The organism is Mariniflexile fucanivorans (assembly GCF_004341235.1).
GTDB classification, from domain to species: domain Bacteria; phylum Bacteroidota; class Bacteroidia; order Flavobacteriales; family Flavobacteriaceae; genus Mariniflexile; species Mariniflexile fucanivorans.
Map to the genome: position 1 here is coordinate 623,758 of NZ_SLUP01000001.1, position 24,927 is coordinate 648,684.

A 24,927-nucleotide genomic window follows, 5' to 3' on the forward strand; every position below is an offset into this window, starting at 1 on the left:
CATTATGTTTTCTAAATGGTGTTAAAAGCTTACTTTTGTGCGATTATAAAAAAAAACGATTAAATGCCAGAATTTTTAATAAAAGGAGCTCAACTGCTGTTAAGCCTTTCTATACTAGTTGTTCTACACGAATTAGGACATTTTATCCCAGCAAAAATATTTAAAACACGCGTAGAAAAATTCTATTTATTCTTCGATGTGAAATTTTCATTATTCAAAAAGAAAATTGGCGATACTGTTTACGGTATTGGTTGGTTGCCTTTAGGTGGTTATGTTAAAATATCGGGTATGATTGATGAGAGCATGGATACCGAGCAAATGGCGTTACCGGCGCAACCATGGGAATTTCGCTCTAAACCGGCATGGCAACGTTTAATTATTATGCTTGGTGGCGTAACCGTTAATTTTTTGTTAGCCTTCTTTTTATTTATGATGATGCTACTTGTTTGGGGAACAAACTACACTACTAAAGATGATATTAAATATGGTTTTGGTGTTTCGAAAACATTAGAATCTTACGGTTTTCAGCAAGGTGATAAAGTTATATCGGTGAATGGGGAAGCTTATGAAGATCTTACTATAGATATTAATAAGTATATCATGTTCAGAAAGGTTGATAATATTAAAGTAGAACACCCAAACGGTTCTGTAGAAGACATTAAACTTCCTGAAGATATTGGTACACAACTTTTTGAAGCAGGAGATTTACCTGCATTATCAGAACGTTATCCATTTCAATTAGATTCCATTGTAAAAGATTCTCCAGCAGATAAATCGGGGTTAATGGCTACCGATAAAATTATTGCAATTAATGGGCAGCCAATAGATTATTTTTTCGATGTAGCATATGCCATTAAAAACAACACGAAGAAAAACTTAGCTTTAGAAGTAGAGCGTAATAATGAAATTAAAAATTTGACGATTACACCTGCCGAAGATAAAACGATAGGGATTTACAAATCTTCAACCGATTTAGAGTATATTAAAATACGAAACAGACAATACTCATTTTCTGAAAGTATTTCGGGAGGTTTAAGTCAAGGTTATTGGGAAGTGAAAGACTACTTAGGTCAATTTAAGTATATTTTCACCAAAAAAGGCGCCTCTCAAATTGGTGGTTTTGCCGCCATAGGCAACATGTTTCCAGCAACTTGGAACTGGCATGCCTTCTGGTATTTAACGGCCTTTTTATCTATTATGCTAGGTGTTTTAAACCTATTACCAATACCAGCTTTAGATGGTGGGCATGTGGCATTTTTACTTTACGAAATGGTATCAGGAAGAAAGCCTGGAGACAAGTTTATGGAATATGCACAAATGGTTGGTTTCTTTATATTAATCGGTCTAGTTTTGTTCGCAAACGGCAACGATATTTTCAAGGCAATTTTTAATTAAAATTTTTTAAAAAAATGTTTGTAGTAATTAAAAAGATATATATATTTGCGCTCGCTTAGGCGAAAAACAAACACTCCTCCTTAGCTCAGTTGGTTAGAGCATTTGACTGTTAATCAAAGGGTCCTTGGTTCGAGCCCAAGAGGGGGAGCAACAACAAGAAAAAGACTTTACAGAAATGTAAGGTCTTTTTTGGTTTTAAAAACTACTTAATTAAACTGCTTTCAGCAATTCTAACCATTTGCCAATAAGGCGGGAGATAACCATTTTTGACTATAAAACGATCAATTTTTGACTTGGTTAATAATTTACACTTTTGAAATCTATCTACAAAATCATTGTTTTTAAGAGCCGTTTCAGCGTTCATGCCTTCTGGAATAACACCTTCTTTACCAAATAATGTAAGCACAAACGAATAGGCTTTTACAATTCTGGCAACAGGAAGCAACCAGATATTATAATCTAGCCTTTCTCCTTGGTTCGCTCTGCTTATTAAAGCATCCATAACGGCATTATCTAAATGATCTTGAAAAAGGGTTTCTTTATTTCTCCATTCGGCAACAATACTTAACATCGGGTCATACTCAAGATCTGAAGGCATTTGAGTTACAAAATTTTCTACACCAAAAGCATTTAACCAATTACTAATGCCGATTGAAGATATGGTTGATTCAAATTCCCAAAGCTTAATCCCGTGTTGTTTGTAGGCATACGATCCAACCTCCGAACAGAACATGGCCGATGCATCAAAATAGTTCATTTTAAAGTCGTATGGAATGTGTCTTTTCTGCGATTCACCAAAAATATACAATGAAGCTTCATAAGTGAGCATGGGATTTTTAATCAACTCCGGTAAATCAGCTCTTGGCCTCATAACCATAAACCTTAGTTTTTTATCTTTTAAATATTGGTCGGCTGTTGCTATAGCCACCCCTTTTTCAATATGCGCTTCAATAAAGTAAGGTTCGTTAGTTTTATTGTCTATATGCACAATAGCGACATGTGAAAAATTTCCAGGAAAATCATTTCCTCTAGATATAAATGCCGAAACTTCCGCACCTCCTCTGCTTACAAGTAAATCACCACTATGTACTTTTATTCCTAATAGGTTAACAAATGGCGCTTTAGAATGCTCATCATTAACATACATGGTAGAAATAAATTGGTCATCGGTAGATTGTAACAATATTTCTTCTACCGTGGCTCTCATGCCATAAAGCAAGCGGTAGGTTGTAATTCTTGCTTCTGGAGTACTCATATCCCAATAACGTGAATCGAGTTTTACTTTTTTTCTAACCCGATTATAGAAGCGAATATACCAATCAGATTTATTTTTTTGTGCAGCAATATAGGGCGCTATTTCATAAAATTCATTTTCAATTTTTTTAAAAATACTGTCGTCTGGTGCATGAACTGCATCTTCAAAACCCAATAATTTCAATTCGGTATTATTAATCTTGGTAAGAACGAGGGAATCAAGTTCGTTTGACGATGTTTTTAGAGCCTGTTGAAAATTTGTCTCCAATGTATTCAAAAGTGTATCCTGATTCCATAAAAAGGGAGTTTTAGATGCTTTTCGAGGTTCGTTTTGAAGATTTGGTACAGGAATTAGAAGCAATAAATACATTGCCACTATAAATAATAAAATTTTTAAATACTTCTTCAAATTGTTTTTTATTTATTTGAATCGGGCTATATTGGTGTTAAATATAAGCTATTAAGTTTCACGCAAAGTGTTTGATTTTAAATATTTGAAAATCAAAAGTTTTTCAGAAAAGTAATGGTGAATACTTTAATATTACAAAAAGGCTCCATAGTTCAAGGGATAGAACAAAAGTTTCCTAAACTTTAGATTCAGGTTCGAATCCTGATGGAGTCACTAAATTCAAGACTGTTAAAGCGTTTTATAAACCTGAACCTACTTATCTATTCCAATATAATTAGTTAATTAAGCTTCAATAAATCCTTTTGGTTCTCTTACCAATATATATGGTTCTTACGTTAACTCCCCAAACATATTATTATTAAAGAAAATTTTTAACCATACCTTATTATTTAAAGCAAATAGTTGGCTGTTAAATTTTAAAAATAACAAATTAATTACCCCAACTATTCAAATTTACCACAGATGTATGCTATATTAACTTTACACAATGTTAATGTTTTATTAACAGATAATTTAGCATACATATTGGTCAAAATGAGTGTTTTGCAACATGAAAACCCACCATATATTTGCCATGTAAAACATTGTAAATAAAGAAAATTATGAAAAACGCAATAAACAATACAAAAAAAGGATTCCTAATGGTAACTATGTGTGCTACCTTGTTAGGTTTCGCTAATGAAGCTTCATTTTCAACAATTAAAGATGATGCTAAAAAAACGGCATTAACCTTAACAGATGTAAAAGTTGGAAATCAATTATCTATTAAAGATGCAAATGGTATTTTACTTTACACAGAACAAATTCAAAAATCTGGAAACTATATTAAAGGTTTCGATTTTACTTCTCTTCCTGATGGTGAGTATGTTTTTGAATTAGATAAAGATGTAGAAATTAAAACGATACCTTTCACGGTAAGCAAAACAAGCATCTCTATTAACAGAGCTAAAGAAACTACAAGTTTCAAACCTCAATTAAGACAAAAAGACAACTTATTATTTGTTACAAAATTGTCTCCAAATCTTGAAGCAGTTAAAATTAGTGTGTATGCTAATAACGATAGTGATTACCAATTAGTACACGCTGAAAGCATCAAAGATGTTCAAAATGTTCAAAGAGTTTTTAAATTAGAAAAAGGAAATTATAAAATTGTAATAAGCTCTGATAATAAAGAGTTCACCGAATTCATTAATAATTAGTTTAATGTCTTATTTAGTTTAGTTGGTAAAGTGAGCTGTGGTGGCTCACTTTTTTTTTGTTCTATTTTTAATTGAAGCATTTTATCACTCAATATGTTTCTTCAAGAATTTGCTCTATTCAACATATTTAACCCCAATATATTCTATATTAATTTAACATAAAATTGACGTAATAATAACAGATAAAATAGCACATAAATACATCAATATCAATGTTTTATAAACTATAAATCGGTTATATATTTGTCTTGTGAAACGTTAAAAAAACCAAATCATGAAAAACGTATTAAACAACTCAAAAAAAGGAATCTTAATGGTAACACTGTTTGCTACCATGTTAAGTTTCGCAAATGAAGTATCATTATTTAAAATTGAAAATGATGCAGAAAGAACCTCTCTTACTTTAAATGATGTAAAGCAAGGAAACCTATTATCTATTAAAGATAATAATGGTGTCGTTATATATAAAGAGCTCATTGAACAATCTGGAACCTATACTAAAGGTTTCGATTTAACAGAATTACCAAACGGTGGTTACATTTTTGAGCTTGATAAAGATGTAGAAATCAACACCATACCTTTTACAGTATTATCAAATACGGTGACATTTAAAAAAGAAATGGAAGCTACTATTTTTAAACCAGTAACAAGAGTAAAAGGCAATGTTGTTTTTGTTTCTAGACTATCTTTAAACAAAGCACCAATGAAAATCGCTATTTACTTTACTGATAGTCAAAACAACTTTAGCACACCAGAGCTTATTTATTCTGAAACAGTTGAAAACACTGAAAATGCTAGCAGAATTTACAAACTAGCGAGTAAAAATAGTGGTGATTACAAAATTGTTTTTACTACTGAAGACCGAGTTTTTACAACAGAAATTAACTAACTACTCAATTATTTTTTGTTAAAAGAGCAGGCGATTTGTCTGCTCTTTTTTTTATTAAAACAACTTTAGTTGTCCATCTTTAAATTGCTCGTGCAATTGGGTGTTCAATTTTAAAATCAATTTATCCTTAAAATATTTTTGTCTAGCCAGTTTTACCAAATTATTAATCTGTTCGGCAATTTTTCCTTCACCTCGCATTCTGGTGCCATAACGGGAATCGTTTAAAGTACCACCATGGCAACTTTCAATTTGATGTAATACTTTTTCAGCTTTATCGGGCATGGTTTTATGTATCCAATCGGTAAAAATTTCACCAATGGCACCATTAAGTCTTACAATAGTATGGGAAATTCCCAAAGCCCCATGATCAGACGCTGCTTTTCCCAACGGTAATATTTCATGGCTATTTATAGATGGAATAATAGGTGCCAACATCACATTAACTGGAATACCATTTTCGCTTAATATTTTTACGGTTTCCAAACGTTTGCTGATACTAGCAGTTCTGGGTTCTAAAACACGTCTAGTTTCTTCTGAAAGTGAGGTAATAGAAATATTCACCCCAATTAAATTATCTTTTGAAAGTTCCTTTAAAATTTCTAAATCCCTCAAAACCAAAGCATTTTTAGTGATAATAGCAACAGGGTGTCTATACTTTAAGAACACTTCCAAACATTGCTTTGTAATCTCAAATTGCTTTTCGGCAGGTTGGTAACAATCGGTATTCCCAGACATAACAATGGGCTGTGCTTTCCAACTTTTCTTTTTTAACAAATCTTCCAGCAATTTTGGCGCCTCTTTTTTTACCATAATACGTCGCTCAAAATCTAAACCTGCACTATATCCCCAAAATTCATGACTGTTGCGTGCATAACAATAAATACATCCATGTTCACAACCTTGATAGGCATTCATGGAATATGCCATCCCAATATCTGGACTCTCCACTTTGTTTACAATGGTTTTTGGGAAAACTTCTAAATAAAGCGTTTTATTTTTATCGCTCTCCTCCCCTTCTTTATGGCAGAATTCTAAAAAATCGTCACGCATTTCATGGCTTAATTCAAAGAAGCGGTTGGGTACGTTAAGCTGTGCACCACGACCTTTTATGGTAGATTTTGGATTCATTTTAGTAAAAATAAAGAGTGTTTAAGCGAAATAGCACTTTAAAATTACTTAATATTTTTACTGAAAACTGTTAAAACCCTAGTGGGTTATTAACAAAACACCTAAGTTAATCACTAATAATGTTTTATTAAATATGAATATGAATTGTTTATGGAGTTGAAAAAATGTTTACTTTAGGCTTATTAAAATTTTAAACTTTATTGAAGGATTTTTAAGAACCGCACTATTATGAAAAAGCTTTATATATTATTTTTTATTCTGATTACCAGTACTTTAACTGCCCAAAATAGCGAGATGATCTCGTACAAATTAGATGACTTGGTTAGTTTGGATGTTCCAAAAAATTTCGTTGAATCGGACACAATTGTCGATGGTGTAGAAATTCACCAAATTAGATTTAAAACTAAAACTTTCAATTTCATTGTACAAAAAGTACTTTTTGAAAATGAAGACCAAAAGGAAAGTCTATCCAGATTGCCATACGATTACACAAGTTTAATAGACGAATATAATCGTGTTATAGCTAGAATGCGTTATAGAGTTCCTTATTATTTAAAATCGAAAACACTTGTTGAAAAAGAAGGTTTTACCGGTTATAATTTAAAATTTGCAAACGACTTAGAAACACCTACTTACGAAGCTGAATTCTATTTATTAAACAAGAATTTATATACATTTTTCTACGCAAGTGATACACAATTTAATAACGATGTTAAAACCGAACTTTTTAATTCTGTTAAAATAAACACCAAGCAAGATATTAGCCAATATTTAGGAAAACCACCAAAATATAGATATGGCTACGTACTAGCTACCTACTTCTTTTTAAGCTTATTCGTGATTTGGGTCATCATTATATCTATTAAAATTTACAGAAAAAAAAGAGGGAAATCTAGTATTTTTCATGAGTAGGATTATTGTTTTATACTTATTGGCTACAATTAAATAAAGTACTTGAATAAGATAAAACTTATAGTCCTGATATTATTACCATTTGTTTGCTTCTCTCAAAAAATGGATGTTTTAGAATTGAATGGAATTACTTTTCATTTTCCTAGTAGATTCGAATACTTAGGTAAAAACACCAATGCCAATCAGCATTTTTTTAAAATAAAAAAGACCAATCAGATGTTTACAGTATCAGTAAGGAACAAAAACCTGTTTGAATACTATTCAGATAGTTTATCGACAACTGAATTAATCAAAAAATATTACAACTGGGAATCTAACTATTGGAGCAACAATTCTGATGAAAAAATAAAAGCGGAAATAAAACAACTTGAAAATAACCATAATGATGACATTCTTTTATGGAAACTGCGGATTATTGATAAAAACGAAAATGATAACAAATGGTCAATTTTTTTAATTGGTATAATTGAAAATAAGTTAGTTTCGATGAGTTTAAAAGACACAAAAGAATTAACCATTGACAGTGAAAAAATTAAATTTTTAAAAGAAATTTATGAAAATGTTAGTACTAAACTGTAGCCATCACGGTATAAAAAAAATGTTACTTTTAGCTTAACCAATGCCAGTTGCATTGTTTACTAACGTCTTATTTTCATTCGGAAAATCCTCGACGCAAACACGAAACTTTCAATATAAATAAACATTACCACTAAAATAGATTGCTCAATAATGACAAGAGAAGAAATATTAATTAACAGTATTTGGACTTCTGGAAAAATGAATGTCCATTCTAAATTTTTTAAAAAAGAAGTTCGGTTAGACTTATTTACTTCCGATTACAATCTCAAAAATACAGATAAAATAATATCGGAAAAGTTTGTAAAAGCAGTTAATGATTTTTTGAATTTACCAGTCGAAAGCAAATCTCTTATGAAGATATTACTATACAAACATTGTATTGAATGTTGCGAAAACACTTCTTATGGATTTGAAGTATTGGATGGAGAAACAGAATCGCAAGCCAATCTAAGGGAATTTGGAATAACTGATGAAGAAAGTGCCTTTGAAAAGTCAAATATCGACCACGTTGTTATCGACGAAACTGACCAGGTAAACAATAGATTTGTAAAATTAGTTTTTTACCCTGAATGGGAAGATGAACACGGTTGCGAATTGATTTTAAGAAATGGCATTCTACTGGACCATTATGGGGAAAGCGGAGGTTATATTCGACATTTTGACTATGAAGAGTAACACAGTAATATATGAGCATATAAATAAAAAGTACTAGACACACCGTGTCTTGACCTAAAATATGATAACACATTAAAATTGAATTTGAAACCTACCTCCCCGGAAAATTAGCTTTTCTTTTTTTCAAAAAAGCCGTGGTACCTTCTGTAAAATCATCGGTCCCAAAGCAATTTCCAAATTCCTCTATTTCAACATCGTACCCGTTAACACCATCTTCAAAATTGGCATTAATAGCTCGAATAGCAGAACTTATGGCAACCAGCGAATTGTTCGCAATTTTATTAGCTATTTTTTCGCAAAGCGGAATCAATTCTTCTTGTGGTACTACATGGTTTACCAACCCATAATTTAAGGCTTGGTTTGCGTCAATCATACCTGCCGTCAAAATCATTTCCATGGCGCGACCTTTACCTACTAACTGTGGCAAGCGTTGAGTACCACCATACCCAGGAATAACACCAAGAGACACCTCTGGAAGTCCCATTTTAGCATTATCGCTGGCTATTCTAAAATGGCATGCCATAGCTAATTCCAAGCCACCACCAAGCGCAAAACCGTTTACAGCAGCAATAACCGGTTTAGAAAAATTTTCGACAAAGTCAAAAAGCATTTCTTGACCTTTTGCGGCTAGTTTTGTGCCTTCATTCACATCAAAATTAGCGAACTCGCTAATATCGGCACCTGCTACAAAAGCTTTTTCACCACTTCCTGTTAAAATAACAACTTTGGTATCGTCATCTTCTTCCTCATCTTTAAAAGCTTCATGCAATTCTTCAATCGTTTCCTTATTTAAAGCGTTTAATTTGTTTGGTCGGTTAATAGTTATGGTGGTTATTCCATGGTTTTCTTCTACTAAAATGTTGTTGTAACTCATAATTTATTCTTTAAATAATTCTAATCCTTTAATATGAAAAATATCAGATTCATAAAATCGTAATGACGTTTTTAGTACTTTATCTGATGTATCTCTGGGTGATTTAGTTGTATATCTTGCTTTGGAATTTGAAAAATTCATGGTGTGCATATCATCCAAATCTGTTTCTTTATTTGTAGTTAAAGAGATGACATTATTTTCAGCTTTCCAAGTGCCTTTTCCATAAAAATTTTCTTCTGGATTACCCACTCCCTCAATATTGCGATAAAAATGGTACAAAAATACACCATCATCATTCAATGTAAGGGTCCATTTCATTTTTGTACCATCAGTATTTTTAGATTCTCTAATATACACTCCAGCTTGAGCAAAAACACTTAAACTAAAACAAAAAACTAATAATAAAACTATATACTTCATAATTCATAATTTAGGAAATGTGACACGAAATACGGTACCCTTATCTTTCTCTGTGTTAAATGTAATGGTGCCTTTGTAAGTTTCTACAATATTTTTTACCATGGCCAAACCAAGCCCCATACCACTAGTTTTTGTGGTGAATTTTGGTTCGAAAACCTTATCTATATTTTCTTCTAAAATACCCGAACCATTATCTGAAACTAAAATAACCACATTGTTATTATTAGTAGATACGTTAATATTAATTTTTGGAGTTTGATGCTCTGGCATAGATTGAATGGCATTTTTAACCAAATTGGTAACAACGCGTATTAATTGCGTTCTATCTAGTTTCGCTATAATTTCGTCTTTTTCAGCAGAAAAATCGATGTAATCTTCATTAAAAATTTCTAAAGCAAGCTTTACAATGTTAACCACATTTAAGGTTTCGTTTTGTTGCGCTGGCATTTTAGCAAAGTTTGAAAAAGCGGATGCAATAGAACTCATGGTATCTATTTGCTGAATTAACGTTTTGCTATATTCATCTAATTTGGAATGAATATTTTCATCTTCCGGATTAAACTTCCGTTGAAAATTTTGAACTGTTAAACGCATAGGTGTTAACGGGTTTTTAATTTCATGAGCTACTTGTTTTGCCATTTCTCTCCAAGCCTGTTCACGTTCGCTTCTAGCTAATTGTATGGCACTTTCTTCAAGTTCGTCAATCATACTGTTGTAAGAACTAACTAAGGTTGAAATCTCTTCACTGGTATCATCTACAACAATTTTCTGGTTGCGTTTTTCTAATCGAGTGGTATTAATTTTATCGCTAATAGTTTTTAACGATTTTGTGATGTATTTGGATAATAAAAATGCAATAACGATTGCCGTAAGTAACACAAACATAAAGGCAACAGCGATACGCGTTAAAAATTCTTCAAGTTCTTTAGTTAGAAAATCGTCTTTTTCTAAATATGGTAAATTTAGTATGGCAATGGCTTTCGATTTTTGATCGACAAGATAGGTGTATGACGATTGAAACGTTTCGCCATTTTCTACACGTTTATCTACAAACCTATGAAACGCTGTATTTGATATGGTATTTAAAATTTCAGCATCAATACATTGGTCTGCGGCATTATTTTGCAAACCTGCTCTGGAAGAAATCAATAAGGATCCTTCTAAATCGTATAAATTAATTTGAAGTTTATGAATATCGGCTATGTTATAAACCTCATCCTTAAAAATGATGGGAATGTTTTCGGTTTTAACTTCCCAAGTGTTTTGCCTACCGTTCAACACACGTTTTAAATGTGTTTGGATATTCTCTTCCTTACGTTCTAAGCGCTCTTTATGGTAATCTTCACTTTGTTCTTTATATTGGTAAATAGCAACTATGGAAATAAGCACCGATGCCATTAATACCAACAGGATCATGGCTAAAAAAATACGAGTACGTAAGGAAAGTTTTTTGAGTTTCATCTATATTTTCAATTCAATAAATATAGCAATAATCAAACCAAAAACACGTTTGTGAAATTCCAAATTACACTTTTTAAATTTTTAGAATTTGGCACTTGGGTTTTAATGTTTGAATTTTTCGATTAAGCTTCTGGATTTTTATCACGTATGTTTTTATACAATTTAAACCCTAACATGATTAACACCCCTAAAACAAATATGCCTACAATACCCCAAATCCAATTAATGGCACTTTTTAAAATAACCAAAAATATAACAGCGAATAAAATAAATGTAGCACCTTCGTTCCAGATTCGCATAAAACTGGATGTTTTTTTAACGATATCGTTTTGTAATTGTTTGTAGTATTGTTGTGTTTTTAAATGATAAATAAAGAGTAAAACAATAAAGCCTAATTTAACTTGCATCCAATCGAAATAAATTAAAGTCGGATTCATGTAAAATAAAATCAATCCAAAAAGTAAAGCTAGAATAGCCGATGGCCACGTAATAATATACCACAAACGTTTCGCCATAAGTTTTAGTTGTTTCCCAAGAATTTCTTTGTCGGGTGATGGTTTGTGAAAAGCCTCAATTTGATATACAAACAGCCTTGGAATGTAAAACAAGCCTGCAAACCAAGTAATTACAAAAATAAGATGAAATGCTTTGATATAGAAATATGCCATAACTAAACGGATTGATTCATTAAATTTGTTTTAACTTCCTTATTTAAAAAATAAGCGGTGACGATGGTTGAAAGCACATCGGAGATGGGAAAAGAAATCCAAACACCTAATTCGCCATAAAATTTTGGCAATATTAATATTAAAGGAATAAAGAAAAACCCTTGACGTGTTAAAGTTAATAACAACGCTGGAATGGCTTTTCCGATAGATTGAAAATACGCAGCACCAATGAGTTGAACAGCAATAATGGGGGTGGCAGCGAATACCCAACGCATATCGCTTGGAGTTTGTTTAATAACCTCCAAATCGGTTGTAAACATCCGTGTTATGGCCTCAGGAAAAATCATTAAAATAATAAATATGAAAGTAGATAAAATAGCAGCATATTTAATGGCCGTATTGATACTTTGCCTTACCCTATCGTAATTTTGGGCGCCATAATTAAACCCGGCAATAGGTAAAAAACCCTGTGTAACACCTAAAACTGGAAACATGGCAAACATGAGCATGCGCCCCACAATGGCATAAGCAGTTACCGAAGTTTCTCCACCTAAATCGAATAAAATATTATTCATAAACAAATAAGTAATACTCACTACTGCTTGTCGCGCTAATGTTACAAAGCCTAAAGATCCAATTTCTGAAACAATAGATGGATTTAACCCAAAATGGGTTGCATTTATTTTTAATTCTGAATTTTTAGAAATGAAAAACCATAGTATAAAAGAGAAAGATAATATATAAGAAATGGATGTTGCCCATGCAGCGCCTTCCATTCCAAAATCTAATACATTTATAAAAATATAATCTAAAACTAAGTTACTTACCGAAGGAATCATCATCGCATACATCGCAAATTTTGGTTTGCCTTCAGCCCGAATTACGGTGTTTCCCATCATACTTAAAGCCAAAAATGGCACACCGTACAATACGATGGTATAATAAATTTTAGCAGGTTCGAAAATTGCACCTTTACCACCAAAAGATAAAATAATGGCATCTTTATAAATCAACCCAATCACCGCTAAAGTAACCGTAAGCAGTACCGTTAATGTAATTTGATTACCAAATGTATTTAGTGCTTTATCTGGACTATCGGCACCCAAAGCTCTCGATATAATAGAAGAACCACCAATACCAATGGCCATACCTAAAGCGGCAATAAAAAATGAAACTGGCAACACAACATTAATGGCTGCAATGGCTGTTGAGCCTATCCAATGTCCAACAAAAATGGTATCTACCAAAATATTTAGCGACATAACTAAAACACCAATAGACGCAGGAATGGCTTGCTTTATCAGTATTTTACCGATGGGCTGCGATCCTAAATCTTGTGATGATACTCTAGCCATTAAACTAGTATATTAGTAGTTGTCCAAGTGTTAATCCATTTAGAAAGTAATGCTACCCAAGCATCATCGTCATTTAGACATGGTACGGTTGCAAAATCCTTTCCGCCCATTTCATGGAAAATTTCCTGACCTTCCATCGCTATTTCTTCTAAAGTTTCTAAACAATCGCTCACAAATGCTGGTGTTACAATCGCCATACTTTTAAGCCCTTGTTTCCCTAAACGTTCAATGGTTCTGTCTGTATAAGGTTGCAACCACGGGTCGAAACCTAAACGGGATTGGAATGATGTTGAATAGGTTCCTTCTTTAAATTGAAGTTTTTCAGCAACCAATCTGGTGACTTCTTTACATTGATGGCGGTAACAGAATTCGTGAGCTTTACTTGGCGTTACACAACAACTACCATCTATTTTACAGTGCGATTTGGTGACATCACTTTTTCGAATGTGGCGTTCTGGAACTCCATGATAGGAGAACAACAAATGTTCGTAATTTTTACCTTCTAAATGATTTTTTATTGAATTTGAAAGCACCTCTATATAATCGGGTTTGTTATAAAACGCTGGCACCGATTCTATCTTTACATTAGGGAAAAATTCCTGACGAAGTTCTTCTGCTAAAACCGTAATAGTTTCTGTGGTTGCCATGGCGAATTGTGGGTACAATGGAAATAACAACACCTCATCTACACCTTTATCAACCAATTCTTGAAGTCCTTTTTTAATGGTCATACTACCATAGCGCATCGCTAAAGCAACTGGAGCATCAACTTGCTTTTGTATTTTCTTTTGAAGTCTTTCTGAAAGCACAATTAATGGAGATCCTTCATCCCACCATATTTTTTTATAAGCTGCAGCCGATTGTTTAGGGCGCGTTTTTAGTATGATACCCTTTACAAGTGCTGTTCTTGCTAAAAACGGGATATCTATAACGCGCTCGTCCATTAAAAACTCGCCTAAATATTTTTTTACGTCTTTTGGGGTTGGGCTATCGGGAGAGCCAAGGTTCACAAGTAAAATTCCTTTTTTCATGTTGCAAAAATACGATAGAAATTGCAATCAACATATTTTGGAACAAGTAATTCTAGATTTGTTTTTCTATTTTTTGTTGATGGTATAATTTAGGGCGTTCCTCATTATAATCACAATCCTGAAAAATACCACAAGAGGTACTCGATCGCACTAAAGATTTCGTGTTTGCATTTTTAGATAATGCTTCTATTTCTGGGGTTAGATATTTCATTTTAAACATTTTTAATATGGCAAAATTACAATCATTTAATTGCACGTTTGTTAACAAATAGTCAATTAAAAACCATATTACTTACAAAAATTATCGTTTTAAGCAATATAAAATACCGCCTAAAAGGTGTTGTTTAAATTCGGGTTCGGCATACGATTCGTTGGTATGTCCCAATCCTGTGTAAAACGAGCGGCCACCGTCAAATTCATGATACCATGCTATGGGATGAAACTCACCATTTTTTCCACCTTCATAAGTTGATTCATCTAAATTCAATATCACATTTATATCTTGATTAATAGATTTAAAATTATACCATTCATCATAATGAACCCATTTTTCCTGTAAATGTTTTGTAGATGGATGCTTAGAATTAACACGCTTTATCGTTGCTGTTGCTTGTTCTGGGTGGTTTAAAAAATAGGCGCCTACTAGTTTACCAAACCAAGGCCATTCGTATTCTGTATCGGTAGCAGAATGGATGCCCATAAAACTTCCGCCATTTTGAATAAATGCTTCAAAAGCTTTTTCTTCATCGGCATTCAAAATATCGCCTGTGGTGTTAAGAAAAATAACCAATTGGTATTGTTTTAAACTGTCTGGAGTAAACACCGCAGCATCTTCAGTATGTGTTATTTCAAAATTATTTAGCTTGCTTAATTCTTCAATGGTTTTAACACCCGTTTCAATAGATTGGTGCCTAAATCCAGCCGTTTTTGTAAAAATAAGCACTTTATCTGGACTTTTAAGTGTATCTGAAGCTTTACATGAAAGGTTTAAAAAAATAATAAGAATTGCTAAGATGTTTTTCATAAAATTAATTTTAGGACACTAAATATTTCTTTTCTTTTTTACTGGGTTTTGCCAAGTATTAAATACAGCGTAAACGATTATATTATGCTTTTCAACTTCATAAATAATTACGAAAGGGAAACGTTTAATAAAGGCCTCACGATAAGGTTTTCGTTTTTTAGGAAAGTGATTTGGGTTGGCTTGAATTCTGAGAAAATAGGTATCTAAATGCTCTAAAAACTTTTCTCCCAATCCTAGGTGTTTACTTTCGTAGTAAAGATAGGCTTCAATAATCTCAATAGTAGCTTCTTCTTTAATTTCCAAATTAAAGGCCATTATCTTGCGGCGTTTCTTGCATTTTTCTTCACCTCATCCCAAGTATTGGATGCGCTTTTTCCTTTTAAGTGTAAATCACGACGCTTATCAAGTTTATAATAATCATCTTCGTTTAACAAAAAATCTTCTTGAGAATCCTCTTGATAACTTTCTGCCAATGCTTTCATTAATTTTAAAAGTCGTTCGTCCGCTTCATCTATATATTTTAAAACACTTTTTTTTAAATCTAAAGTTGCCATAACCGTTCGCTTTTATATCAAATATACAATTAATGTTCCATTATTTATTTCAGGACAATGACATTAAATATTTTTTAGGCGTAGTACCATACTTCTTCTTAAAAGCCGCAATAAAATGACTCGATGTGCTGTAACCCACTTTTAAACCCACTTCATTCACATTGTTTTCACCAGACTCTAAAAGTTTTCGAGCAACTTCCATTTTGTAATCAAACAAAAAACTAAAAACCGAATCTCCGTAAATTTGTTTAAAACCCTCTTTTAATTTCTTAAGAGTCAATCCAATTTCATCGGCAAGTTCTTGTAAACTTGGTGGTTCTGCCATTCGAGACACTATAATATCTTTTGCTTTTCTAATTTTAATTACATTCGTTTCATCAACTAAAAATGGGCATTGCTCAATATTAGTATCTTCACTTCTATTAAAATATAAGCTTAAAAGTTCATAAGCTTTTCCTTTAAAATATAAATCTTTAATGGATTGATTCAGATTATAATTAATTAATTGATTGAGAACAATAGCCATAGATGGTGTAATGTTACCATCTTTATAATATTTTTTATCCTTGTTATCTTCGTCTAAAAATGTAATATAATCGGCCTCTTGGGAGAACAGTCCATGGAATTTTTTTATTGAAATTAACACCGTAACCATCCAAGAGTTTGGACTAACTTGAAGGTTAATTGGCAAATCTTGTTGTGGATTATAAAGCAACAAAGAGTTTTCTTCCAAAATATTCAACAAATAGCGCCCTTCATTAAAAACAAATTTACTAGAACCCTTTAAACAAAAATGAAATTGAATATAATCGCTATGTATTTCTTTAAGAAGACTTTGCGTTTCGTTTCCATCATTTTTATAAACTAGAACAAAAAAACCATCATCTACTTTTGTCTCATCAAAAGCACTTACAGCGTTATTTTTTTGTTGACTATTATGGTTATTTTCAAACATACTATTTAGATTTATTCTAAACTAATCGATTTTAACACATTGGTTTTACTGCAAAAATATGACAATTATCATATATTTCTTTAAAAACAAGGTAAAAAACCACAAACGACACTAAAAGTTCTTTCAGCGTTACTTTTTTTGTTTCCATACATTTACATTTGCTTTCGGAAATTCGTAAACCAACTATGCACCAATATAACATATCTAAAAGCAAATACTTTTACGCCATTGGCTTAAGTTATAAAAAAGCTGATGCTGACGTACGAGGCCATTTTAGTTTGGACGATACTGCTAAATTAGCACTGCTTAACCAAGCTAAAAAAAATGCCATAGAGAGTTTGGTGGTAACTTCTACTTGTAACCGTACGGAAATTTATGGGTTTGCCGAACATCCATTCCAATTAATCCAATTACTTTGTGAAAACACTAGAGGTACTGTTGAGGAATTTCAAAAAGTAGCTTACGTTTATAAAAACAATGATGCTATAGCGCACATGTTTCGTGTAGGTTCTGGATTAGACAGCCAAATTCTTGGTGATTTTGAAATTATTAGTCAGTTGAAAAAAAGTGCTCGTGTTTCTAAAAATCTAGGTTTATTAAACCATTTTACAGAGCGTTTGATAAATGCTGTTATTCAAGCAAGCAAACGTATTAAAAATGAAACCGAAATTTCATCAGGCGCCACCTCTGTTTCTTTTGCTTCTGTACAATATATTTTCAATACCGTTGCAGATGTTTCAAATAAAAATATTTTGCTTTTTGGAACAGGAAAAATAGGAAGAAATACGTGTGAAAACTTAGTTAAGCACACAAAAAACGAACACATCACTTTAATTAACAGAACGAAAGATAAAGCAGAACAAATTGCTGGAAAATTCAATTTATTAGTTAAAGATTATGCTAATTTACAGGAAGAAATTCAAACGTCTGATATTATAATTGTTGCCACAGGTGCACAACGCCCAACTATTGATAAACACATTATTCAAACGAAAAAACCGTTATTGATTTTAGATTTATCGATTCCAAAAAACGTGGATGATAATGTTGAAGAATTGGATAATGTAACCTTGGTACACTTAGATCATTTATCTCAAATTACCGATAAAACTTTAGAAGCAAGAAAAGCATACATTCCGTTAGCTGAACTTATTATTGAAGAGGTAAAAGCAGAGTTTAGCAGCTGGTTAGAAACTCGTAAATTTGCACCAACCATTAAAGCTTTAAAAGCTAAATTACATGATTTCGCTGCTGCGGAATTAGATACACAGCGAAGAAAAAATAGCGATTTTAATGAAGCCCAAGCAGCGTTGATAAGCAACAATATCATACAAAAAATCACCAATCATTTTGCACATCATTTAAAAGATGATGGCATTCCTACCGATGAAAGTCTGGAACTCATAAAAAAGGTTTTTCAGTTACAACCAACAACACATGTCTAAAATTATAAGAATTGGTACGCGCGATAGCGAATTAGCGTTATGGCAAGCCAAAATAGTACAAAAATTACTCGAAGGTTTAGGTTATAAAACACAATTAATCCCTGTAAAATCTACAGGCGATTTAGTTTTAGACAAACCCCTTTATCAATTAGGCATTACAGGTATTTTTACTAGAACGCTCGATATTGCGATGTTAAACCATGATATTGATATCGCAGTACATTCGCTTAAAGATGTGCCAACAGTATTACCAAATGGCATTGTACAAGCAGCTGTTTTAAAACGTGGCAATGTAAACGATACCTTAGTTTTTAAAAATAACGAAGAGTTTTTAGGTTCTAAAAATGCTGTTATTGCCACAGGAAGTTTACGCAGACGTGCGCAATGGCTAAACCGTTTCCCAACGCATACGGTTGTAGATTTAAGAGGCAATGTGAATTTACGTTTACAAAAACTGGAAAATAATGAAGACTGGAACGGTGCTATTTTTGCAGCCGCAGGTATTGGCAGAATAGGGATTAGACCCGAAGAAGCTATCAATTTAGATTGGATGATTCCTGCTCCTGCACAAGGTGCCATTATGGTTACTGCTTTAGCTGAAGATGAATTTGTTCGCACAGCATGTAAAGAGTTAAACCACGAAGAAACTGAAATTTGCACCACTATTGAACGTGAATTTTTAAATAAACTAGAAGGTGGTTGTACCGCTCCCATCGGCGCTTTGGCTTACATAAAAGACGAAGAAATAAACTTTAAAGGTGTTTTATTAAGTGTTGATGGCTCTAAAAGAATTGATGTAACCCGAGTTAAGAAACTAGGCGAACACCATGACATGGCAGAGTTTTGTGCCAATTTTGTGATTGAACGTGGTGGCAAGCGTTTAATGGATAGTATTAAAAACTCCCATAAAAAAACGAATGTATATTCAACAAAATCGTTTACAGAAGCCCAACGTTTACTTTTTCATGAAAAAGTAACGGTTGAAAGTAGCGATTTTATTAAGATAAGTCTAAATAGAATTCATCCGCGCTTTGTAAAGAATGAAATTCAAAATGTTATTATTACCAGTAAAAATGCGGTTGAAGCCTTACTTACTAATTTTTCAGCTATAGAACTTCAATTTAAAAACATTTATTGCGTAGGCCGTCGAACCAAGCGTTTGGTGGAGCAAAAAATTGGCAAAGTAAAACACTTTGAAAACAATGCTAAAAAATTAGCTAATTATTTAGTTGAGTTTATGGAAGGTAGTGAAGTAACCTACTTTTGTAGCGATTTAAGAATGGACGACCTGCCAACTATTTTAGAAGAAAACAACATAAAAGTAACCGAAGTGGAAGCCTACCAAACCAAATACGATGGCTTGAAAGTTACAGATAGCGTTGATAGTGTTATGTTTTACAGCCCATCAACAGTTGAAAGCTTTGTTCAAAAAAACAAAACAGAAATTATTGCTTTTTGTATTGGAGATTCTACAGCAAATGAAGCTAAAAAACACTTCAAGGATGTTCGTGTTGCTAAAGTGCCAACGGTAGAAAGTGTTATCGAATTAATAAATGAACACTACATTTAAAATTATTTAGATATTTTTTATAATTTTAAATTTTCAATTTTTTAGAGTTTTTATATTTTACTTTAAGTATAATAAAACATCCATAACTAAATTTCAATACCCATAGAAATGATTATAAGGATGAACCATGTGACCAATAAAAGGCAATAACACTAATACATGAAAAGAGAATCAATACTCAATTATATTTATCGTTTTTTTGATATTATTGTTCTTATATTCATTGTTTTCGATTTTGGTTACGATTTTGCCGAAAACTTTACCACAGCCCACGTTACTGGTTTAATAGTTCTTTCGTTTTTTTTACTTCTTTTTAATGCTGTTAAATTTTTTGTTTATAATTTCAAAAAAGGTAAAAACATAGCACTTGTAAACATGGTTATTATAGCTGTGTTATTTTTTATTTCTATTGTTGTTTCCTTGTTTCATATTAAACAGGATTATCATTTTATCCTACAAAGAATAAAACCAATATTAGAAGGCGGATTAATTCTTTACTTTCTATTAAGGTTATTCGTTTTAGTAAGGCATATTTACGATGTTTACTTTAATCCAGCCATTGTTTTTGTTGGCAGTTTTGTAATTTTAGCTTTAGCAGGTGGTTTTTTACTTATGCTACCAAGTGCCACAACTAACGGCATTAGTTTTACAAATGCTTTGTTTACGGCAACCAGCAGTGTGTGCGTAACTGGATTGGCAGTAGTTGATACCAGTACAGACTTTACTATTATGGGGCAATCCATCATTTTGGTATTAATACAATTAGGCGGTATTGGTATCTTAACATTTACATCATTCTTTGCCTTTTTCTTTAGAGGAAGTTCTTCATTTAAAGAAGGTTTAAATACCAAAGATTTTTTAGCCCATGAAGGGTTGAAAGATGTTTTTAGAGTCGCATTAAACGTCGTTACATTTACACTTGGTATCGAAATTGTTGGGGCTTTATTCATCTATTTTTCAATAACAAACAATCAAAGTATAAATAACCCATTTTTCTTTTCAATTTTTCATTCTATTTCGGCATTTTGTAACGCGGGGTTTTCTATAATTTCATCAGGGTTGTTCGACCAAAGTATCCGTTTTAACTATTTCTTTCAATGGGTTATTATGATTCTTATCGTTTTTGGAGGTCTGGGGTATCACATCATTTTTAATTACTATAAATATTTAAAAACTTACGTTTTAGAATTATTCAATCAAAAAAGAATCCACAGGCGTGTCGCTATTCTAACTTTAAATTCTAAAATAGTTATATACACCACCATTATATTATTGTTTGTTGGTTGGATTTTCTTGTTCATTTCAGAATACAACCATACACTTTTAGAGCACACAACCATTTTTGGTAAAATTACAAATGCCGCTTTTAGTTCTGTAACACCAAGAACAGCAGGTTTTAACGTGATAGATTATACACAAATGACGGTACCTTCCTTATTATTTGTTATATTTTTAATGTGGGTTGGGGCTTCACCAGCATCAACCGGTGGTGGTATAAAAACCAGTACCTTTGCATTGGCTACCTTAAATATTTATGCGATAGCCAGAGGAAAAAGTAGAATAGAAATTTTTGGAAGACGTTTTTCAGCAGAATCAACCTCAAGAGCCTTTGCTATTTTATCTATTTCGCTCATTATTATTGGTATGGCTATTATGGCATTATTAATTTTAGAACCCACAGACACGCCGCTTTTAACGGTGGTTTTTGAGTGTTTTTCGGCTTATAGCACCGTTGGTTTAAGCTTAAATTTTACGCCAACATTAACCGAAGCTAGTAAGTATGTTATTATAGCTGTTATGTTTATTGGTAGAATAGGAATGCTCAATTTAATGATTGGTTTATTACGACAAGTAAACCATCAATTTTATGAGTTACCAAAGGAAAATATTTTAATAAATTAGAAAGTTAAAACACATGAAAATAATTGTTTTTGGACTTGGAAATTTCGGAATGTCTTTATCAATTAGCTTAACTGAAACCGGCAACGAAGTTATTGCTATTGATAAGCAAATGGATAAAATTAACTTGGTGAAAGATAAAATTTCGCATGCCATTTGTATGGATTCTACCAACGAACTTGCCTATGAAGCGGTGCCTTTAAAAGATGCCGATAAGGTTATAGTTGCTATTGGCGAAAATGAAGGAGCTGCTATTATTACGACGGCCATTATTAAAAAATTATGCAATGCGAAAATTATAAGTAGAGCACTTTCCCCCATTCACGATACGGTTTTGGAAGCCATGGGCATACACAGTATTGTTCACCCCGAGCAAGATTCGGCTGATAGACTTACAAAACAAATTAACTTCAAATCGACTTTAGAAAATTACCAATTAGACAACAATTATACTATTTCTGAAGTAAAAGCAAAAAAAGAGTTTTTTGGTAAAACATTGCAGGAATTAGATTCTATAGACAAATACCGCCTTACGCTAATTACCATTATTCGAGAAGTTGAAAAGAAGAATTTAATAGGCAAAAAAACAATTGTTAAAGAAACTTTAGGTAGAACATCTCCCGAAACCATTGTTTTAGATAACGATATTTTGGTTGTTTATGGCAACAATAAAGATATTGAAAACTACTGCATGGGTGAAGAAGAATACGATTTAAGAAATAAAAACATATAATTGAAAACCATCTTGTTTAACAAGAACCACACGATATGAGTATAAAAAACGATTTATTTTTAAGAGCACTAAAAGGAGAAACCGTTAACCGCCCACCTGTTTGGATGATGCGTCAAGCAGGTCGTTATTTACCAGAATTTATAGCGCTTAGAGAGAAATATGATTTCTTTACACGCTGCCAAACCCCAGAAATTGCGAGCGAAATTACAGTACAGCCCATTCGCCGTTATGGTATGGATGCTGCTATTTTATTCAGTGATATTTTGGTGATACCGCAAGCCATGAATATTGAGGTACAGATGAAACCAAATTTTGGCCCGTATTTACCAAACCCTATTCGTACTTCTAAAGATGTTGAAAACGTTATTGTTCCCGACGTTAAAGAAGCTCTTGATTATGTATATCAAGCCGTAAAAGCAACTAAGGAATTGTTGAATGATGATATTCCATTAATTGGTTTTGCTGGTTCACCTTGGACCATTTTATGTTACTGCGTACAAGGTCAAGGCAGTAAAAATTTCGATAAAGCCAAAGAATTCTGCTTTACAAATCCAGTAGCGGCACATACTTTATTGCAAAAAATCACCGATACGACGATTGCTTATTTAAAAGAAAAAGTAAAAGCAGGTTGTAACGCTGTACAAGTATTCGATTCTTGGGGAGGCATGCTTTCCCCTGTAGATTATCAAGAATTTTCATGGCAATATATCCAACAAATTATCGATGCTTTAAAAGACGATGCTCCAGTAATTGCTTTTGGTAAAGGCTGTTGGTTTGCGCTTGGAGACATGGCAAAATCTGGTGCTTCTGCTTTAGGAGTGGATTGGACGTGCTCCCCTAAAAATGCGCGTTATTTAACAGGTGGAAATATTACACTTCAAGGTAATTTTGATCCTTCACGCTTGTTATCGCCACCATCGGAAATCAAGAAAATGGTAACCCAAATGATTAATGAATTTGGAAAAGATAAATATATAGTAAACCTAGGTCATGGTATTTTACCTAACATTCCGTTAGACCATGCTAAGGCTTTTATAGATGCTGTAAAAGAATATAATGTCCCATCCTAACCTTCCCAAAGGGAAGGAACTCGTAATGGAAATCTTATTTATAAAAAATCTTTCAAACCGAACTATTATTTTTAAATTGAAAATCGAATAACAATATTTAACAACATAACAGTTTCCTCTCCTTTGGAGAGGATTAAGGAGAGGAATGATTAAAAATATTATTTCAGGAATTAAAGCATATTTTGGAGCTTTTAGTTTAATTTCAAAACTAAAACTCTGGAAATTCTTTGCTATTCCTATGCTAATAAGTTTTATAACAGCTGTTCTTATTGGTGTTTCCGCTTATGGATTATCCGATAATATCGGATTTTATATCTCAAAACTTTGGATTTGGAATTGGGGCAAAGAAACCTTTACAAGCATTGGCAATATTATTGGAGGTCTATTCATCATATTGATAGGGCTTATCCTATTTAAACACATCATAATGGCACTATCTGCACCGTTTATGAGTCCTGTTTCCGAAAAAATAGAAAAACATTTAGTGGGCAACATACACACGCATCGCAAAACAACATTCACAGAACAATTGTGGCGAGGTATTAGAATAAATATTAGAAATTTAAGTTTAGAATTACTGCTAACCATTCCCATTTTGCTATTAGGATTTATCCCCATAATTGGAATCATTTCTACGGTGCTTTTGTTTTTAGTTCAAGCCTATTATGCGGGGTTTGGTAATATGGATTATACACTGGAACGCCATTTTAAATACAATGAAAGTATTCAATTTGTTAAAAAAAATCGAGGTTTAGCCATTGGAAATGGCATTATTTTTATGCTGTTTTTGTTAATTCCTGTGATTGGTGTTATTTTAGTTTTACCACTTTCGGTAACTGCGGCTTCCGTTAAAACTATTGAAGCCTTACAATTAAAACCTCAGCTATCGAATGCTGTTTAAATTTGAAAATTTTTATATAGAACCTGTTCAAATTCAAGATTCTTGGAGTATTTGTGATTTTGTAGTTTCAAACGAAGACCGATTAAAGCGCTATTTTCCAAAAACTTTAGAACAAAACTTAACACCAGATTTAGCCAAACGATTTGTTGAAAAAACCATAAAACAACAGCAGTTTAAAGAAACGTTCTTATTCACTTTAAAAGAAAATGAGACCAAGAAAATAATAGGTTTAGTCTATATTAAAGATATCGATTGGTTAAAAAAACAAGGTGAATTTGCATATTGTATTGGCTATGAATATGAAGGTAAAGGGTTCGTTAGTCAATCTGTAAAAGCTTTATCAAAATATGCATCTGAAGTTTTAGAGTTAAAAACGCTTCAAATTATCGTCCATAAATCGAATTTTGGTAGTATTAAAGTTGCCGAAAATTGTCAGTTTAAATGGCAAAGAATGTTAGAAAAAGAATTTACTCCAATAAATGATATTCCATTAGATATGGAATTATACGAATTATCATTTTAATTGA

General features: G+C 32.4%; 26 protein-coding genes and 2 tRNA genes. 15 read left to right on the forward strand and 13 right to left on the reverse strand.

Going from position 1 to position 24,927, the window contains the following annotated elements; translation table 11 throughout:
• The first annotated feature begins 63 nt into the window (after positions 1–63).
• The gene (rseP, locus tag EV196_RS02745; RefSeq protein WP_132214644.1) at positions 64–1,395 is read left to right on the forward strand and encodes an RIP metalloprotease RseP; all 1,332 of its coding nucleotides are present in this window, start codon (positions 64–66) and stop codon (positions 1,393–1,395) included.
• 74 nt (positions 1,396–1,469) lie between these two features.
• Positions 1,470–1,543, forward strand: a tRNA-Asn gene (locus EV196_RS02750).
• A gap of 54 nt (positions 1,544–1,597) precedes the next feature.
• On the opposite strand, the gene EV196_RS02755 is transcribed toward EV196_RS02750, so the two are convergent.
• Entirely contained in the window at positions 1,598–3,058 is a 1,461-nt protein-coding gene (locus tag EV196_RS02755; RefSeq protein WP_132214646.1) for a YiiX/YebB-like N1pC/P60 family cysteine hydrolase, read from the reverse strand.
• Between the two features lie 141 nt (positions 3,059–3,199).
• On the opposite strand from EV196_RS02755, the gene EV196_RS02760 reads away from it, so the two are divergent.
• The 3 genes from EV196_RS02760 to EV196_RS02770 all read left to right on the forward strand — a co-directional run bounded on the left by EV196_RS02760 (position 3,200) and on the right by EV196_RS02770 (position 5,146).
• Positions 3,200–3,271, forward strand: a tRNA-Arg gene (locus EV196_RS02760).
• 389 nt (positions 3,272–3,660) lie between these two features.
• Positions 3,661–4,257, forward strand: coding sequence for a hypothetical protein (locus EV196_RS02765; protein ID WP_132214648.1), 597 nt, complete (start codon positions 3,661–3,663; stop codon positions 4,255–4,257).
• 274 nt (positions 4,258–4,531) lie between these two features.
• Positions 4,532–5,146 carry a hypothetical protein gene (locus tag EV196_RS02770; protein ID WP_132214650.1) on the forward strand — a complete coding sequence of 205 codons (615 nt, stop codon included), beginning with the start codon at positions 4,532–4,534 and terminating at the stop codon, positions 5,144–5,146.
• A 54-nt stretch (positions 5,147–5,200) separates the two neighbouring features.
• On the opposite strand, the gene EV196_RS02775 is transcribed toward EV196_RS02770, so the two are convergent.
• On the reverse strand, positions 5,201–6,274 hold the full coding sequence (locus EV196_RS02775; protein ID WP_132214652.1) for a PA0069 family radical SAM protein: 1,074 nt from the start codon (positions 6,272–6,274) through the stop codon (positions 5,201–5,203).
• Positions 6,275–6,502: 228 nt separating this feature from the next.
• Between EV196_RS02775 and EV196_RS02780 the strand changes: the two genes are divergently transcribed.
• The 3 genes from EV196_RS02780 (at position 6,503) to EV196_RS02790 (ending at position 8,440) form a co-directional block, all read left to right on the forward strand.
• The gene (locus EV196_RS02780) at positions 6,503–7,186 is read left to right on the forward strand and encodes a hypothetical protein (protein ID WP_132214654.1); all 684 of its coding nucleotides are present in this window, start codon (positions 6,503–6,505) and stop codon (positions 7,184–7,186) included.
• A gap of 102 nt (positions 7,187–7,288) precedes the next feature.
• Positions 7,289–7,765: a hypothetical protein gene (locus EV196_RS02785; protein ID WP_132214656.1), complete on the forward strand. Its 477-nt coding sequence runs from the start codon at positions 7,289–7,291 to the stop codon at positions 7,763–7,765.
• Between the two features lie 150 nt (positions 7,766–7,915).
• Complete coding sequence (locus EV196_RS02790) at positions 7,916–8,440, forward strand: DUF6985 domain-containing protein (RefSeq protein WP_132214658.1); 525 nt, start codon at positions 7,916–7,918, stop codon at positions 8,438–8,440.
• Positions 8,441–8,531: 91 nt separating this feature from the next.
• Here EV196_RS02790 and EV196_RS02795 read toward each other — a convergent pair whose 3' ends face one another.
• The 11 genes from EV196_RS02795 to EV196_RS02840 form a co-directional block, all read right to left on the reverse strand.
• Entirely contained in the window at positions 8,532–9,314 is a 783-nt protein-coding gene (locus EV196_RS02795; protein WP_132214660.1) for an enoyl-CoA hydratase/isomerase family protein, read from the reverse strand.
• A 3-nt stretch (positions 9,315–9,317) separates the two neighbouring features.
• On the reverse strand, positions 9,318–9,734 hold the full coding sequence (locus EV196_RS02800; RefSeq protein WP_132214662.1) for a copper resistance protein NlpE N-terminal domain-containing protein: 417 nt from the start codon (positions 9,732–9,734) through the stop codon (positions 9,318–9,320).
• A 3-nt stretch (positions 9,735–9,737) separates the two neighbouring features.
• Positions 9,738–11,195, reverse strand: a complete 1,458-nt coding sequence (locus EV196_RS02805) for a sensor histidine kinase (RefSeq protein ID WP_132214664.1) — start codon at positions 11,193–11,195, stop codon at positions 9,738–9,740.
• Positions 11,196–11,317: 122 nt separating this feature from the next.
• Entirely contained in the window at positions 11,318–11,863 is a 546-nt protein-coding gene (locus EV196_RS02810) for a CopD family protein (RefSeq protein ID WP_132214666.1), read from the reverse strand.
• A 2-nt stretch (positions 11,864–11,865) separates the two neighbouring features.
• Positions 11,866–13,218: an MATE family efflux transporter gene (locus tag EV196_RS02815; protein ID WP_132214668.1), complete on the reverse strand. Its 1,353-nt coding sequence runs from the start codon at positions 13,216–13,218 to the stop codon at positions 11,866–11,868.
• Positions 13,218–14,249 (reverse strand): ferrochelatase, encoded by a 1,032-nt coding sequence (gene hemH, locus EV196_RS02820; RefSeq protein WP_132214670.1) that lies wholly within the window; start codon positions 14,247–14,249, stop codon positions 13,218–13,220. The genes EV196_RS02815 and hemH overlap by 1 nt, the downstream gene beginning before the upstream one ends.
• A gap of 52 nt (positions 14,250–14,301) precedes the next feature.
• On the reverse strand, positions 14,302–14,460 hold the full coding sequence (locus EV196_RS19835; RefSeq protein WP_165876087.1) for a hypothetical protein: 159 nt from the start codon (positions 14,458–14,460) through the stop codon (positions 14,302–14,304).
• Between the two features lie 90 nt (positions 14,461–14,550).
• A complete protein-coding gene (locus EV196_RS02825) occupies positions 14,551–15,273 on the reverse strand; it encodes a ThuA domain-containing protein (RefSeq protein WP_132214672.1) in 723 nt (240 codons plus the stop codon).
• An 18-nt stretch (positions 15,274–15,291) separates the two neighbouring features.
• Positions 15,292–15,588 (reverse strand): type II toxin-antitoxin system RelE/ParE family toxin, encoded by a 297-nt coding sequence (locus EV196_RS02830; protein ID WP_132214674.1) that lies wholly within the window; start codon positions 15,586–15,588, stop codon positions 15,292–15,294.
• The gene (locus EV196_RS02835) at positions 15,588–15,827 is read right to left on the reverse strand and encodes a hypothetical protein (RefSeq protein ID WP_132214676.1); all 240 of its coding nucleotides are present in this window, start codon (positions 15,825–15,827) and stop codon (positions 15,588–15,590) included. The genes EV196_RS02830 and EV196_RS02835 overlap by 1 nt, the downstream gene beginning before the upstream one ends.
• 49 nt (positions 15,828–15,876) lie before the next feature.
• Complete coding sequence (locus tag EV196_RS02840; protein ID WP_132214678.1) at positions 15,877–16,782, reverse strand: helix-turn-helix transcriptional regulator; 906 nt, start codon at positions 16,780–16,782, stop codon at positions 15,877–15,879.
• Between the two features lie 185 nt (positions 16,783–16,967).
• Here EV196_RS02840 and hemA point away from each other — a divergent pair, with 185 nt between their 5' ends.
• From hemA to EV196_RS02875, 7 genes are all read left to right on the forward strand, one after another.
• A complete protein-coding gene (hemA, locus tag EV196_RS02845; RefSeq protein WP_132214680.1) occupies positions 16,968–18,227 on the forward strand; it encodes a glutamyl-tRNA reductase in 1,260 nt (419 codons plus the stop codon).
• Entirely contained in the window at positions 18,220–19,797 is a 1,578-nt protein-coding gene (gene hemC, locus EV196_RS02850) for a hydroxymethylbilane synthase (RefSeq protein ID WP_132214682.1), read from the forward strand. Before hemA ends, hemC begins: the two co-directional genes overlap by 8 nt.
• 159 nt (positions 19,798–19,956) lie before the next feature.
• The gene (locus EV196_RS02855; protein WP_132214684.1) at positions 19,957–21,699 is read left to right on the forward strand and encodes a TrkH family potassium uptake protein; all 1,743 of its coding nucleotides are present in this window, start codon (positions 19,957–19,959) and stop codon (positions 21,697–21,699) included.
• Between the two features lie 13 nt (positions 21,700–21,712).
• Positions 21,713–22,429 (forward strand): potassium channel family protein, encoded by a 717-nt coding sequence (locus tag EV196_RS02860; protein WP_132214686.1) that lies wholly within the window; start codon positions 21,713–21,715, stop codon positions 22,427–22,429.
• Between the two features lie 35 nt (positions 22,430–22,464).
• Positions 22,465–23,499 carry a uroporphyrinogen decarboxylase gene (gene hemE / locus EV196_RS02865; protein ID WP_132214688.1) on the forward strand — a complete coding sequence of 345 codons (1,035 nt, stop codon included), beginning with the start codon at positions 22,465–22,467 and terminating at the stop codon, positions 23,497–23,499.
• A 145-nt stretch (positions 23,500–23,644) separates the two neighbouring features.
• Positions 23,645–24,400 carry an EI24 domain-containing protein gene (locus tag EV196_RS02870; protein ID WP_132214690.1) on the forward strand — a complete coding sequence of 252 codons (756 nt, stop codon included), beginning with the start codon at positions 23,645–23,647 and terminating at the stop codon, positions 24,398–24,400.
• Positions 24,390–24,923: a GNAT family N-acetyltransferase gene (locus EV196_RS02875; RefSeq protein ID WP_132214692.1), complete on the forward strand. Its 534-nt coding sequence runs from the start codon at positions 24,390–24,392 to the stop codon at positions 24,921–24,923. The genes EV196_RS02870 and EV196_RS02875 overlap by 11 nt, the downstream gene beginning before the upstream one ends.
• Positions 24,924–24,927 lie beyond the last annotated feature (4 nt).

Coding starts and splice junctions, on each gene's coding strand:
- rseP (WP_132214644.1), top strand. CDS start 64: ATGCCAGAATTTTTAATAAAAGGAGCTCAACTGCTGTTAAGCCTTTCT.
- EV196_RS02765 (WP_132214648.1), top strand. CDS start 3,661: ATGAAAAACGCAATAAACAATACAAAAAAAGGATTCCTAATGGTAACT.
- EV196_RS02770 (WP_132214650.1), top strand. CDS start 4,532: ATGAAAAACGTATTAAACAACTCAAAAAAAGGAATCTTAATGGTAACA.
- EV196_RS02775 (WP_132214652.1), bottom strand. CDS start 6,274: ATGAATCCAAAATCTACCATAAAAGGTCGTGGTGCACAGCTTAACGTA.
- EV196_RS02780 (WP_132214654.1), top strand. CDS start 6,503: ATGAAAAAGCTTTATATATTATTTTTTATTCTGATTACCAGTACTTTA.
- EV196_RS02785 (WP_132214656.1), top strand. CDS start 7,289: ATGGATGTTTTAGAATTGAATGGAATTACTTTTCATTTTCCTAGTAGA.
- EV196_RS02790 (WP_132214658.1), top strand. CDS start 7,916: ATGACAAGAGAAGAAATATTAATTAACAGTATTTGGACTTCTGGAAAA.
- EV196_RS02795 (WP_132214660.1), bottom strand. CDS start 9,314: ATGAGTTACAACAACATTTTAGTAGAAGAAAACCATGGAATAACCACC.
- EV196_RS02800 (WP_132214662.1), bottom strand. CDS start 9,734: ATGAAGTATATAGTTTTATTATTAGTTTTTTGTTTTAGTTTAAGTGTT.
- EV196_RS02805 (WP_132214664.1), bottom strand. CDS start 11,195: ATGAAACTCAAAAAACTTTCCTTACGTACTCGTATTTTTTTAGCCATG.
- EV196_RS02810 (WP_132214666.1), bottom strand. CDS start 11,863: ATGGCATATTTCTATATCAAAGCATTTCATCTTATTTTTGTAATTACT.
- EV196_RS02815 (WP_132214668.1), bottom strand. CDS start 13,218: ATGGCTAGAGTATCATCACAAGATTTAGGATCGCAGCCCATCGGTAAA.
- hemH (WP_132214670.1), bottom strand. CDS start 14,249: ATGAAAAAAGGAATTTTACTTGTGAACCTTGGCTCTCCCGATAGCCCA.
- EV196_RS19835 (WP_165876087.1), bottom strand. CDS start 14,460: ATGAAATATCTAACCCCAGAAATAGAAGCATTATCTAAAAATGCAAAC.
- EV196_RS02825 (WP_132214672.1), bottom strand. CDS start 15,273: ATGAAAAACATCTTAGCAATTCTTATTATTTTTTTAAACCTTTCATGT.
- EV196_RS02830 (WP_132214674.1), bottom strand. CDS start 15,588: ATGGCCTTTAATTTGGAAATTAAAGAAGAAGCTACTATTGAGATTATT.
- EV196_RS02835 (WP_132214676.1), bottom strand. CDS start 15,827: ATGGCAACTTTAGATTTAAAAAAAAGTGTTTTAAAATATATAGATGAA.
- EV196_RS02840 (WP_132214678.1), bottom strand. CDS start 16,782: ATGTTTGAAAATAACCATAATAGTCAACAAAAAAATAACGCTGTAAGT.
- hemA (WP_132214680.1), top strand. CDS start 16,968: ATGCACCAATATAACATATCTAAAAGCAAATACTTTTACGCCATTGGC.
- hemC (WP_132214682.1), top strand. CDS start 18,220: ATGTCTAAAATTATAAGAATTGGTACGCGCGATAGCGAATTAGCGTTA.
- EV196_RS02855 (WP_132214684.1), top strand. CDS start 19,957: ATGAAAAGAGAATCAATACTCAATTATATTTATCGTTTTTTTGATATT.
- EV196_RS02860 (WP_132214686.1), top strand. CDS start 21,713: ATGAAAATAATTGTTTTTGGACTTGGAAATTTCGGAATGTCTTTATCA.
- hemE (WP_132214688.1), top strand. CDS start 22,465: ATGAGTATAAAAAACGATTTATTTTTAAGAGCACTAAAAGGAGAAACC.
- EV196_RS02870 (WP_132214690.1), top strand. CDS start 23,645: ATGATTAAAAATATTATTTCAGGAATTAAAGCATATTTTGGAGCTTTT.
- EV196_RS02875 (WP_132214692.1), top strand. CDS start 24,390: ATGCTGTTTAAATTTGAAAATTTTTATATAGAACCTGTTCAAATTCAA.